This is a genomic window from Alteromonas marina, from assembly GCF_000808575.1.
Classification (GTDB): domain Bacteria; phylum Pseudomonadota; class Gammaproteobacteria; order Enterobacterales; family Alteromonadaceae; genus Alteromonas; species Alteromonas marina_A.
Window position 1 is genome coordinate 110,030 of sequence record NZ_JWLW01000012.1, and the last position, 12,523, is coordinate 122,552.

The 12,523-nt window shown below is 44.0% G+C and carries 10 protein-coding genes; 4 read left to right on the forward strand and 6 right to left on the reverse strand.

Features of this window, described 5'->3' with window-relative positions; all coding sequences use genetic code 11:
* Positions 1-28: 28 nt before the first annotated feature.
* Positions 29-1,459, reverse strand: a complete 1,431-nt coding sequence (hldE, locus tag RJ41_RS06150; protein ID WP_039218298.1) for a bifunctional D-glycero-beta-D-manno-heptose-7-phosphate kinase/D-glycero-beta-D-manno-heptose 1-phosphate adenylyltransferase HldE — start codon at positions 1,457-1,459, stop codon at positions 29-31.
* 31 nt (positions 1,460-1,490) lie between these two features.
* On the opposite strand from hldE, the gene RJ41_RS06155 reads away from it, so the two are divergent.
* On the forward strand, positions 1,491-1,838 hold the full coding sequence (locus tag RJ41_RS06155; RefSeq protein ID WP_039218300.1) for a GIY-YIG nuclease family protein: 348 nt from the start codon (positions 1,491-1,493) through the stop codon (positions 1,836-1,838).
* 100 nt (positions 1,839-1,938) lie between these two features.
* Here the strand turns inward: RJ41_RS06155 and RJ41_RS06160 are convergent, their stop codons facing one another.
* A complete protein-coding gene (locus RJ41_RS06160; RefSeq protein WP_039218303.1) occupies positions 1,939-2,844 on the reverse strand; it encodes a DUF350 domain-containing protein in 906 nt (301 codons plus the stop codon).
* 273 nt (positions 2,845-3,117) lie between these two features.
* Between RJ41_RS06160 and glnE the strand changes: the two genes are divergently transcribed.
* A complete protein-coding gene (gene glnE, locus RJ41_RS06165; RefSeq protein WP_039218304.1) occupies positions 3,118-6,030 on the forward strand; it encodes a bifunctional [glutamate--ammonia ligase]-adenylyl-L-tyrosine phosphorylase/[glutamate--ammonia-ligase] adenylyltransferase in 2,913 nt (970 codons plus the stop codon).
* A 13-nt stretch (positions 6,031-6,043) separates the two neighbouring features.
* Here glnE and RJ41_RS06170 read toward each other — a convergent pair whose 3' ends face one another.
* The 4 genes from RJ41_RS06170 to RJ41_RS06185 all read right to left on the reverse strand — a co-directional run bounded on the left by RJ41_RS06170 (position 6,044) and on the right by RJ41_RS06185 (position 9,111).
* Positions 6,044-6,661: a TcpQ domain-containing protein gene (locus RJ41_RS06170; protein ID WP_039218307.1), complete on the reverse strand. Its 618-nt coding sequence runs from the start codon at positions 6,659-6,661 to the stop codon at positions 6,044-6,046.
* Between the two features lie 290 nt (positions 6,662-6,951).
* The gene (lpxL, locus tag RJ41_RS06175) at positions 6,952-7,887 is read right to left on the reverse strand and encodes an LpxL/LpxP family Kdo(2)-lipid IV(A) lauroyl/palmitoleoyl acyltransferase (RefSeq protein WP_039218309.1); all 936 of its coding nucleotides are present in this window, start codon (positions 7,885-7,887) and stop codon (positions 6,952-6,954) included.
* Positions 7,888-8,104: 217 nt separating this feature from the next.
* Positions 8,105-8,362: a DUF3081 family protein gene (locus tag RJ41_RS06180; protein ID WP_039218312.1), complete on the reverse strand. Its 258-nt coding sequence runs from the start codon at positions 8,360-8,362 to the stop codon at positions 8,105-8,107.
* A gap of 194 nt (positions 8,363-8,556) precedes the next feature.
* Positions 8,557-9,111, reverse strand: a complete 555-nt coding sequence (locus tag RJ41_RS06185; RefSeq protein WP_039218315.1) for an outer membrane protein — start codon at positions 9,109-9,111, stop codon at positions 8,557-8,559.
* Between the two features lie 309 nt (positions 9,112-9,420).
* Between RJ41_RS06185 and RJ41_RS06190 the strand changes: the two genes are divergently transcribed.
* Both RJ41_RS06190 and RJ41_RS06195 read left to right on the forward strand, forming a co-directional pair.
* On the forward strand, positions 9,421-11,670 hold the full coding sequence (locus RJ41_RS06190) for an acyl-CoA dehydrogenase (RefSeq protein WP_039218318.1): 2,250 nt from the start codon (positions 9,421-9,423) through the stop codon (positions 11,668-11,670).
* A gap of 138 nt (positions 11,671-11,808) precedes the next feature.
* The gene (locus RJ41_RS06195; RefSeq protein ID WP_240485738.1) at positions 11,809-12,423 is read left to right on the forward strand and encodes a hypothetical protein; all 615 of its coding nucleotides are present in this window, start codon (positions 11,809-11,811) and stop codon (positions 12,421-12,423) included.
* Positions 12,424-12,523 lie beyond the last annotated feature (100 nt).

A 12,523-nucleotide genomic window follows, 5' to 3' on the forward strand; every position in this document is an offset into this window, starting at 1 on the left:
TATTATCTTTATAGCTTCCACTAAAGGCTTATCGCCGTTTGTTTTCAGTAATGCGCTCAATGATACCCGTAGTCGATACACCATCTTCAAACGTTAGTACTTTTACCTCACCACCATTTGCCTGCACTTCAGTGCCACCTGCAATCTCTTCAATTTTGTAGTCGCCGCCTTTTACCAATACATCTGGCAATAACCGAGCAATAACTCGCTGAGGCGTATCTTCTTCAAAGGGTACAACCCAATCAACTGCGCTCAAGCCTGCCAGCACCGCCATACGTCTGCTCACGTTGTTTACCGGGCGACCTGGTCCTTTTAGTTTGGTCACAGACGCATCTGTGTTAACAGCAACAATTAGACGGTCACCCAGCTGTGCCGCTTCTTCGAGATAAGCAACGTGACCAGAGTGCAAAATATCAAAACAACCATTGGTCATAACTATCCGCTCTCCTCGGGCTTTGGCAGCTTGAAGCGCTATTTCTAGCTGGTCTTCCGTCATGACGCCGCCATCAAGATGAACAGACTGTTCACCTAACGCCAATGCAAGCTCGGTGTTGGTTACCGTAGACGTACCTAATTTACCTACAACAACGCTGGCCGCTAAATTTGCAAGCACGCAAGCAGCTTGAAGTGGCAAGTTACAGGCTACAGAAACCGCTAAAGTTGATACTACCGTATCCCCTGCCCCGGTTACGTCATACACCTCTTTCGCTTTTGCTGGCAAATGAAATTCGGTGTTGTCGCCGTCAAACAATGTCATGCCGTCTTCTGAACGCGTAACAAGAAGAGCACTTAGATTCAGCGATGCTTTTAATGACAGCGCTTTTTCTACCAGCACTTGTTCACTATCTATCTCGCCCACAATACCGCGAAGCTCATCCATATTAGGTGTAACTAATGTGGCACCAGCGTATTTACCAAAATCACTGCCCTTGGGATCTACTACCACACGCTTATTCTTGCTGCGTGCTTTTTCTATAAGAGCTTGTGGGTTGCTTAAACAACCTTTTGCGTAGTCGCTTAGAATAACAACGTCAGCATTGTCTAGCGCTCTATCGAAAGCTAATTCCAATGCCGATTTGTCTGCCTCCTCAAAACTCTTTTCAAAATCTAAGCGCAGAAGCTGCTGATTTCTGCTCATTACTCGAAGCTTTGTAATAGTATCGAAGCCATCCACTTCAAAGAACTCACAGCGAATGCCGTGAGTTTCCAATCGCTCTTTTAATATGTTGGCATTTTCGTCTTTACCGCACATTCCCAGCAAAGTTACCTCAGCCCCGAGAGTTGCTACGTTTACAGCAACGTTGGCGGCGCCACCAGCTCGGTCTTCAGAACTATTAACGTTCACCACTGGCACGGGCGCCTCGGGTGATATACGCCCTGTACCACCGCTCCAATAACGGTCTAACATTAGGTCGCCAACAATAAGCACTTTTGCTTTACTAAAATCTGGTAATATCATGCTAAGAGTAACTTTTTAGACATTGAGTACATTGGCACAGAGTATAACAGCCAAGACAGGCAATACCCACCAACCAAACGTAAATCCCCCTTGGTATCTTTATATGGTGGAGAACAAACTCGGACAGATTTATACGGGTATTACTACCGACCCTAAACGTCGAATAGCTCAGCACAGGGGGCTACTAAAAGGCGGCGCAAAGGCGCTTAAAGGTAAGTCTCCGTTAATCTTAAGGGCTGTATTTGAAGTTGCCGACAAAGCTCAGGCAGCAAAACTCGAACATGCGGTTAAACAAATGAGCCGCCCTCAAAAAAACGGCATCATTCAACAAAAGCAGCTCAATGATTTGTTGTGTATTAAATCAGCGTTTGAAGAATGAGAGTTTGGCTACAGAATTGTCGCCAAACTCCATCTAATTAGAGCGCTAGAGATTTAACATTGTGAAAGCCAGGTTTGTGAAAAACACACAAGTTGCTTAATTAGCCACCTAGAACTCCATTAATGATCATCGCATTACCGATGCTTAACGTAAAACCTAAAGCAGCTACACCTACATTGTGTTGATGGTCCACTTCTTGTCGAAAATTCATACCAAAAAGAATGATTTTTTTATTCGCTAGAACCAATAAATGAAGGGCGATAGCCAAACACACACTCACAATCAACCACCCCGTTACGTTACTCACATAGCCGGATGGATTGTAGATAAGTAAGTTCTTTGCCGCTGAAACAATCATAGCAGTACCAAGCAGGTTGCCACTATGCTCGATAGCGAGCGCTAACTGCCCTTTCTCAAGCGCTCCTTGAAATGAGTCATTTTGATTATCACGCGCATACCTAAACTCTAAAATTCGTGTCATCACTAGTAGCATAGTCAGAACTACGGTAAAGCCCGTGACTATGGCAATAAGCGCATTCATGTCGCTACCATCAACCCATATCATAATATTGCGCAGCACTATTGCACTAGCGACCAAGCTCGCAGCATCAACAAGTGCCACACTCACACTTCGTTCGGCTATCATTGTGTGGGTGTCTAGTTTATTAAGCACTAGCTTGTCGTGAGCAAAGCGCCCAAATTTCACTAAAATAATACCCACTATGCCAAAGGTAACCATACCAATGGCTGCTTCTTGGTAGCCTACGCCTATATGCCGGCCAACGACTGAACTTAATACAATACACAGAGACAACATGCCTCCAGCAATGCTAATCCCAAACGCAAAGTTATCTTTAACACCAAGTTCTTCAGTTACTGAGTACTTTCTAAATGCGCCAGTCAGCCATTTCATAATCATCAGTAGCGCTAACGCTATTGCCACATCCATGGCAAGGTAAATCAATAGTTCCTGCGTTAGAGGTACTAGTTTTAATAAGGCTTCCACGTTATCTTTGCTCCTTGAACATACAAAGTTCCTTGCTGATTGCCCTTCTGTAATCATTGTTGTCGTAGTAATAACAATTAGGGCAGCAGCATCCATCCTTGCTAAATTGTTACAAGGATGACAGCGAACTTGTTCAGATTTATTTTAATAAATGCCCGAAGCAGTCACCGTCGTTGTCCAAAACGATGAAACTCAGCAGGCTATGAATACCCTTAATAAAAATGAGAGTATTCATTATTTTACACGATCGATTTCTCTTAAGACGCGAGCATTATGCCAATAGACAACGAAAATAGCATGACAAACCTAGAGCAAGCCGAAAAATTATGGCAGCAGTTGCTAGATTCACCGGCGCTAACCGAAACCGATCAAGTCATTGCAGAGAACCATCGCGAAGTGCTTTTAGGCGCTTTTGCTCGCTCCGCTTTCCTCGCTGAAACACTGGTACAAAAGCCTGCGTTTATCTCCAGAGTTGTTGAGCCTTTGTTTAATTTAACTGATTCTGACTCAGCTGTTACTCACTTCAGCACTGCTTTAAAAGCAAAGCTCGAATCACTAAAAAGCGAAGACGAGTTATTGAAGGAACTTCGCGAATACCGCAATCAAGAAATGGCGCGTATTACCTTCTTAGATGTGCTCAACAAACGGAATATAGAAACTTCGCTTGCACAAGTCTCGGCATTGGCGGATGCGCTGATAACTAGCGCTTACCATTGGATTTATCAGCACTTAGCTCACCGATATGGAACGCCAAAAAGCAACAGCCAAGATATGCACATGTACATTCTTGGTATGGGCAAGCTGGGTGGGCGAGAACTCAACTTTTCGTCAGACATTGACTTGATATTCGCTTACCCAGAAAAAGGCGAAACTAGCGGCGGCAAGAAGGCCTTGGAGCATCAACAGTTTTTTACCAAACTGGCTCAAAAGCTTATTCAAGCACTAAATAAAGTTACTAACGATGGGCAAGTATATCGCGTTGATATGCGCTTACGTCCGTTTGGAGATTCCGGCCCCCTTGTAATGCATTTCGCAGCCTTAGAGGACTATTACCAAGACCAAGGCAGGCACTGGGAACGCTTTGCCATGATCAAAGCGCGGGTTATCAATGATGACCAATCAGACGATGTAAAATGGCTGAACAGTATTTTGCAGCCATTCACGTTTAGACGTTACCTAGATTTCACTACTCTTGATGCGCTGCGCAATATGAAAAAGCTCATAGCTACCGAAATTCGCAGGCGACGCTTAAGCAACAATATCAAACTGGGTGCTGGCGGTATTCGAGAAGTCGAGTTTTTTGCCCAGAGTTTTCAACTAATCCACGGCGGTCGTGAGCCCGCATTACAAAGTAAGTCTTTACTTCGCACTTTAGATGCTTTGAGCGAATTGGATATTGTAGAAAGCGACGTAACAAAGCAGCTTAAGCAAGACTATTTGTTCTTGCGAAAAGTAGAGCACACGTTACAACAAAGCCAAGACCGCCAAACTCAAACACTGCCCGACGAGCCGTGGCAACAAAATGCGCTGATTGATGTGATGGGTTTTGCTAGCTATAGCGACTTTTTAACCCATTTAGACGGCATAATGGCGCGTATTCACAGTCACTTTAATGAGCTAGTTGAAGAGTCTCATGACACCCACTCGGAAGAAGATCAGTTGTTTATTGCTTGTCAGGATGCATGGCGTCTTTCGCTGCAAGAAGATGAATTTACTGAAACCTTCAGCGCTTACCTATCATCCAAGGACATTAATGACATCTTCTCAATCCTTGTAGCTTTCAAAGAAAAACAACGAAATTATCGTATAGGTCAAAAAGGCGAGGACACGCTGAATAAGTTGCTGCCTGAAATTTTGTATGTGCTAATTAATCAGAACCCCAATCACACGGCGCAAGTATTAAGCCGTTTGCTCGGCGTGATCGAAGCCATTACGGGGCGCACAACCTATTTGGATTTATTGTTAGAAAACCCAGATGTACTCAAACAGCTGGTAAGACTTTGCGAGAGAAGTGACTGGATTGCCCAAGAAATTAGACGATTTCCTCTCTTACTGGATGAGCTACTCACCCCACTCTATCTAGGGCAGCAAAACACTGACATTCAAACCAGTAAGCAGGAATATCAGCTCGAGCTGCGCGAGACTATGCTGCGTATTGAGCAAGATGACGTTGAAATGTTGATGGATGGACTGAGGCAGTTCAAGCTTTGCCAGCAGCTTCGTATCGCGGCCAGTGACATCAGTGAATCCCTGCCTATTAATAACGTAAGCGATAAACTTACCGTATTAGCGGAAGTTATTTTAGAACACGTTTTACATGCAGCATGGATGCAAATGCGACAGCGCTTTGGCGTTCCTTCGCATCTTGAGGGTAATGACAAAGGCTTTGCCGTTATCGGTTACGGTAAATTGGGCGGCTATGAGTTGGGGTATGGATCGGATTTAGATTTGGTTTTTATACACAACGCGCCCCGTTCAAGTAGTACAGACGGTAAAAAATCGATTGAGGCTCAACAGTTTTATATTAAGTTGGCCCAACGGATTATGCACTTGCTTAATACGAAAACACTGTTTGGACAGCTATACGAAACCGACTTGCGTTTGCGCCCTTCTGGCAACGCTGGGCTATTGTGCTGTCATATAAACGGTTTCGAGAAATACCAAGTAGAGGAAGCCTGGACATGGGAGCACCAGGCGCTGGTGAGAGCAAGAGCTATCTGCGGCGACGCATCGCTTTTGGAAGACTTTACACAGGTAAGACATTCCATTCTCAGTCAATCTAGAGATCCCCAGACACTGTCGCAAGATGTCTGCAAAATGCGCATTAAAATGCGAGAACACCTGCTGGCTAAAGATAATGAAAAAGTGGACTTAAAACAATGTGAAGGAGGCATTACAGACATTGAGTTTATGGCGCAATATCTTGTATTAGCCTATGCCTGGAAAGTAAAAGGAATGACCGAATATCCAGATAACCTGAGAATTTTTGACGTGGCTGCCAACGCGAACATTATTGATACGCCCACAGCACAAAAACTTCAAAAGGCGTACCTGCGGCTTCGAGAGCAATATCATCACCTAACGCTAGCAGACACAAAATATGCTGATCAAAGTGAAGAGCTAGATGTTATACGCGAGCAAGTAACACAACACTGGAACGCATTATTTGGCAAGTTCGATGAGTGAGCCTATAAACGCGCTACCCGCGAACTCGACGACATTGATTTTTAAGAAAATCTGTTTCTTCTGCCGTTACAACTAAAGAGCGCTGCTCAGCACACAGGTAAGCTGTGACTTCACCTTCAAAACTGCTGTCAATGGCGCTTGCAATTTTAGCTAATGAGCCCGCTACCGTGTTATCCAGTTGAAATTGATGTTTAATGACGAAGTCCTGTTCAAGGTTCCAAATTAACTGCATCCCTTCTGCCTGTGCATACTGTGAAATTGCCTCGCGAAGCGTATTACCTTCTGCGAAGGTGCGATATTTGTGCTCACCGGTCCAGTTTTTTTCAACTGGACGAGTTTGACTGGACATTTTCGCTAACTTACTATCGAGGTTAGGGTCTACACCGGCAATATCCAGCACAAAATCGCCCTGCTCATCTTCTAATGGATCCGTTGAGGACATACGAAAATCACGATAAAACTCGCTAAGGCCTTTTGATACAGACTTCTCTTCTTTCTGTGATGCGGGTGTGGGTGACTCTTCATGTGTCTGAAGTATATAAATCAAAACACCCGCAGCAATAACAAGTACCACAGCGATAGCAATTTGCTTTGCCCAAAATGAAGAGCTTGAATAACTCGTCTGTCCCATAACCTACCAATCTGTAATCACGCTAGAAGTCGAGCGGAGTTACTATCTCTGCTCGAGTTCGTCCCAATATTCGTATTTTAGCCGAAGCGGCTATATTACGCCTTTATCCTATTTATCTATTTTTACAGGAGCAACTGCTTACGGCGAGATTTAGCGTAAATAATGTTTTTACTTACGCTTGCCCTATATGACTGAGGCATTTTCACCCGCCTTTTTAACAAGGCTTCCTTATCGATGACAGCCAATCGCTGCAATAACGCAGTTTTATAAAGAGGAACTTAGAAAAAACGCTACAATGACTTATAAAGCGATTCTGGATTAGTCTCAGGGCGCGTCTTGAAACGCTTATGCATCCATAAGTAGCTCTCTGGCTGCTCTTTCACGGCGCTGTCAATGTGCTGATTTAAAAGTGTTAAAGCCTCAACATCTTCCATTGCGCCCAGTTCAGAAAGCGGCGGATATATTTTTATCTTATATCCACGCTTAGTATATTGAGAGGTGATAATCATTGGCTCAGAATTGGTGCGCCTAATAAACATTAGCGTTGCTGTGGTGGTTGCTGTTTCTTCCACGCCACCAAATGGCACGAAAATGCTTTGTCTTGGGCCGTAGTCTTGGTCGGGCAAGTACAAACATAGCTCTTTATCATCAAGTGCTGCGATAAGTGCCTTAGCATTGCGTTTATCAATCATGTACTTATTAGAGCGATTGCGCCCGTGATACTGAAGATAATCGACCAGCGGATTGTTGTGTTTTCTGTAAAAGGCAATACTTGGATGGTAAAAGCCAATGCCGCGACACGCAAACTCTAGGTTCATATTGTGTAACGCCATACCAAAAACACCTTTGCCTTTAGCAAGGGCAGCTTCTACGTGCTCAGTACCTTCAATTTCAATAGCGCGCTTTACTCGCCAATCAGGCCACCACCACCCCATGGCGGTTTCAAACAGTGCCATACCCGTTCGCCTAATGTTTTCCTTGTAAAGTGCGTTCACTTCACTTTCTGACAAAGACGGGTTCCAAAGCTCTAGGTTACGCTTCGCAACTTTCGCGCGTTTTGGCACCACTAACGCGATCAGTTTGCCTGCACCACCACCAATAAATCGAATAACAGGCAAAGGTAGCCAGGTTATAGTGTAAAGAATGAAAACGCCTAACCAAACGGGCCAGAACTTAGGGCCGAGGAATGCCAATTTAAACTTAGGAGCTTTAATTGCCGCCGCCAATGTATCTTTCCTATGAAGTGAAGTGGAAGGCATTGTATCAGAAGGTTTTTGGCTTGGGCTAGTTGATCACTACAGAGTGTACAATAAACGAAGTGACGCCAAGCATAACGCAAGCGGTGACAGAGTTATATTATTCGCTAAATACCACCACTTGGTCTTTACATTTATTTTATCATCACCTGTCAACTGATGAAGCAAGAATAAATGAAACTGTAACTCAATATTCTTTATCGATTTGCTTTAGTTTCTTTTCAAAAGACTCATACTGTTCTTTAGAATCATAATCAAAGCGATACTGGTTATGAAAGCCAAACTGAAGCTTCACGTTAACGTCTTCGATGTACAGCGTGTATCCGTCGTGGTCAGTAAACGCAGTTATCCCGTTAAGCTTATACTGCTCGTTTTCTTTCGCGCCATGTTGGCGAATCTTATCGAAAACCTGAAGTAAGAACTTGCTGTCTAATTCGTTTTTCATTGTAAATCCATAGTTGTGAATTTACTTATTTTTACATCTGCAAACGGGTTTTGGATTGAAATATATCTCTAGTTCTTTTCTATCCGTTGAAAAAACATCCAATTAATCATGCTGTATAGAAAAACATTTCATGTATTAAGGGGCGGCAAAGAACAGCCTAAACGTTACTTACCGCTCTCAAGCTTACTGCATATTTAGAAGTGGTAGCGAAACCCAAGGTTGACGATGTGAGCTGAGAAATCATCTTTACCACCAAAATAGGTATATTCCACACGAACCATTGACTGCAGGCCAAGATAATAGTCAAAACCCAAACCAGCAAGTCCAGCGATAATAGTGTCATCATAACCGCAAATGACAGCATCACTACCACAAGCAGAACTTTCTATAGACGCATGTTCGATGTCAACGCTTGCTACACCTACTTTGTAATAAAGTTCGCCCTTTTGACTACTTGCTTTTCCTAGTAGCGCCAAATATGGGCCTTTCGATGAAATTGATTGTTCATCATTGTCCGTATCAATTAGAGAGATGTATCCCCCTTCCACATACCACTGACGATGGAACTGGTACCCTAGCGCAGCGGAGTAGCTGACGTCGGCTTCACTATCTACTTCAGTATCTACATTTCCATATCCAATATTCGCCACCGCGTACCCATTTGCTACGGCTAGCTCAGAGAAAACTAAGCTCGCTATGGCCGCACTACCAATAACAGCTTTAGCGAAAGATTGTGAAAGACTACGCATTTTTTACTTCTCCTTGTTAAAGAGCGCTAACTATAAAAGACAATGAGGATAAATAAAACGCGCTTCACGAAAATTAAGGTTCGATAACGGTCACTTATCGGTTTATCTGTCCCGAACGCCCAACCTTGTACATTTTTCGACCATTAAATTTGAGTAATGTTAAACGTTTGTTTCAAAATTTCGTACAAAAAAGGCGTAGTAGTAAATATTAATTACAGATAAATCAGCATGTTGTCAGAAAATTTGATCTTTTCAAAATAAGGTGTAGTATTAACTAAAACAACTGGTCAGATGAGCGGATGAGTTATTATGAGTATCAGAACTAGCTTAAAGAAAGTATTACCCCCAATTTCAATCACAGAACAAGAAGCCCTAGATGCGGGTGACGTGTGGATTGAATCGTCTATCTATCAGGGTAAGCCTGACATGCAAGCGCTACGCGACATCCCTCAGGCGAAACTGAGCGCGGATGAGCAAGCATTCATGGATGGTCCAGTAACTGAATTGCTGAACATGATCGATGATTTCGAGCTTGGCAACGGCAAACACATTCCTCAAGAAGTGTTAGACTTCCTTGGTAAGAATCGTTTCTTCTCAATGATCATTCCAAAGAAATTTGGCGGTCTTGAGTTTAGTCCGTATGCAAACTCAACTATCGTAGCAACCATTGCAGCTAAAAGTGGTGCAATCGCGGTAACAGTTATGGTACCTAACTCGTTAGGCCCAGGTGAGCTTCTAATGCACTATGGTACAAACGAGCAGCAAGACTACTGGCTACCTCGCCTAGCGGACGGTCGCGACATCCCTTGTTTCGCGCTAACAAGCCCAGAAGCAGGTTCAGACGCAGGTGCTATTCCTGACGCGGCCATCGTTACTAAAGGCGAATATAACGGCGAAGAAGTTCTTGGTTTACGCGTTAGCTGGGACAAGCGTTATATTACGCTTGCGCCGATTGCAACTGTACTTGGTCTAGCATTTAAAGTATTCGATCCAGACCAACTACTTGGCGACAAACTAGAGTTAGGCATCACTTGTGCCCTTCTTCCTAAGTCGCACCCAGGTGTTGAGCTTGGTAATCGTCATGACCCAATGGGCGTTCGTTTCTACAACGGTACTACTCGTGGTCAAGACGTATTCATCCCAATGGACTTCATCATTGGTGGTCAAAAGAACATTGGTCGTGGCTGGCAGATGCTAGTTAGCTGCCTAGGCGCGGGTCGCGGTATTTCTCTTCCAGCGATGGGTGTGGCTACAGCACAATCTGCATTTAAAGGCACAGTTGAATATTCGTTCGTACGTGAGCAGTTTGGTCTACCAATTGGTCGCTTCGAAGGTATTCAAGAGAAAATGGCAGACATCGCAGGCAAGACATTCTTACTTGAAGCGATGCGTGTTCTAACAACTGAAGGTCTAGGCCTTGGCGTGAAGCCGTCAGTGGTAACGGCAATTGCGAAGTATCACATGACCGAACTTGGTCGTGACGTTATGAATTCTGCAATGGATATCCAGGCAGGTAAAGCGATTCAGCGCGGTCCTCAGAATACATTAGCAGGTGGTTATGCTGCACTTCCTATCGCAATCACGGTAGAGGGCGCGAATATTCTTACTCGTAACCTAATGATTTTTGGCCAAGGTGCAATGCGTTGTCACCCTTACCTGAAAGATATGGTTGATCTAATCCACAGTAACGAAAGTTCTGCGGATGCAGAATTCAACAAGGTACTTCGCAAGACCGTTGGTTTCAGCGTTAAAAATGCGTTCCGCAGCTTAGGTAAAGGCTATCTTCCTTTCTTACGTGAAAGCGAGTCTGCATTACCTGAAGTTCGTAAATACGAGAAGCGTGTAAACAGCATCTCAGCAAAACTAGCGCCACTGGCCGACCTTTCTCTCGCGGTACTAGGCGGGGACCTTAAGAAAGCTGAGCTTCTATCAGCGCGTCTAGGTGACGTAATGAGCTACCTGTACGGTGCGATGGCAGCAATTCGTTTCTACGAGCAGCGTATCGAAGATAGAAAGCTTGCGCTTCCATACTTTGAATACGCAATGCAGTGGTCTTTACAGCAAGCTGACCAGGCAATTGTTAACTTTATCAACAATTTCCCGAACACGGCGACACGTGGCTTAATGCGTCTTCTTACAAATACCTACACCAACAGTGTTGCGGGTATCAGCGATGACCTAGTGCGTGAGCTTTCTATCGCGTCTATGCAAGATAACAGCGTGAAAGAGCAGCTTACTCACCTTGTTCGCGTTACGCCCGGAGATGGTAACGATATCAACGAGCAAGCGTTTAAAGCGAAGCACGCGGTAGCGCATCTTCTTGGTAAAGTGCAAAAAGCACTTCGCAAAGAGCCTGTTGTACCGTTTATTTCTTTCGAGCACGCACTTAACAAGCTACAAGAGAAAGGCGTTGTAACTGCTGATGAAGCCGCTAAGCTTCACGACTACAACGAGAAGCGTAAGCTAGCAGTTCGCGTAGACGAGTACACATTTGATATGGAACTTGTTCCTGCGTCACAAACGCTCAAAGCTATTGATGGCGGTCAAAACGCCGCATAAGCATTTAGCTGAAAGCTTAATGAATATAAAGCCCCGTCAGTAGACGGGGCTTTTTTTATGTTACTTGCCATTTCTTTTCATTGTTCGTTTTGTGCTCTACCATTAAGTTAATAGGATAATCGCTAAAGGGATCGCGCGGTGAAAAGAAAGTGTAAGTTTCCTGCTTTAAACGCTAAGAAACTTTTTCCTCTTTTCATTACACTTCTAGTCTCACCGCTCAACGTTGTTGCGGAACACGAGGGTTCGCATTTTGTCATTGGTGAGTTAAATCATCCTCGCGTAAATAATTTTTATAAACCTCTGATTGAACGGGCTTATCGCAGTATTGGAATCGAAGTAACTTTCGAAAAAGTTGGAGGGGAGCGCGGCCTGCGGCTTCTAGCTCAAGGTATGACGGATGCAGACGTCGTTCGTTTTGATGTTGTTGCTCAGCATGATAACAATATCGTGATTGTTCCTCCCGCGCTTTCTCATGGCGCATCTTTTCTGCTTTGTATCAGGGGAGCGAAATGTAGTAAGGATGTAATTGAAAACCCTGACAACGCCATAGCAGCTACCACACGTTTTTTCGTTAATATGGGTAAGCAATCCCGTGCGTTAAAAGCCAATATATTTGAATTTGATGACTTCCATCATGTTATCGATCTGCTGCTCAGCGGGCGCTTTGATTACGCGATAATGCCAAGTGATTACGCTGAAGAAGACATTTTTAGACGGTCAGGAATAGAGTTTATTCCCCCTCGTCGAACATAAGATTGTGCATGTAATACACAAAAAACATAGTCACTTAATTGGCGATTTATCAGAAGCTATTGCAAGGGAGCTCGCACTTTCAAGCCAACAACAAAACTAA

Coding starts and splice junctions, on each gene's coding strand:
- hldE (WP_039218298.1), bottom strand. CDS start 1,459: ATGATATTACCAGATTTTAGTAAAGCAAAAGTGCTTATTGTTGGCGAC.
- glnE (WP_039218304.1), top strand. CDS start 3,118: ATGCCAATAGACAACGAAAATAGCATGACAAACCTAGAGCAAGCCGAA.
- RJ41_RS06170 (WP_039218307.1), bottom strand. CDS start 6,661: ATGGGACAGACGAGTTATTCAAGCTCTTCATTTTGGGCAAAGCAAATT.
- RJ41_RS06180 (WP_039218312.1), bottom strand. CDS start 8,362: ATGAAAAACGAATTAGACAGCAAGTTCTTACTTCAGGTTTTCGATAAG.
- RJ41_RS06185 (WP_039218315.1), bottom strand. CDS start 9,111: ATGCGTAGTCTTTCACAATCTTTCGCTAAAGCTGTTATTGGTAGTGCG.
- RJ41_RS06190 (WP_039218318.1), top strand. CDS start 9,421: ATGAGTATCAGAACTAGCTTAAAGAAAGTATTACCCCCAATTTCAATC.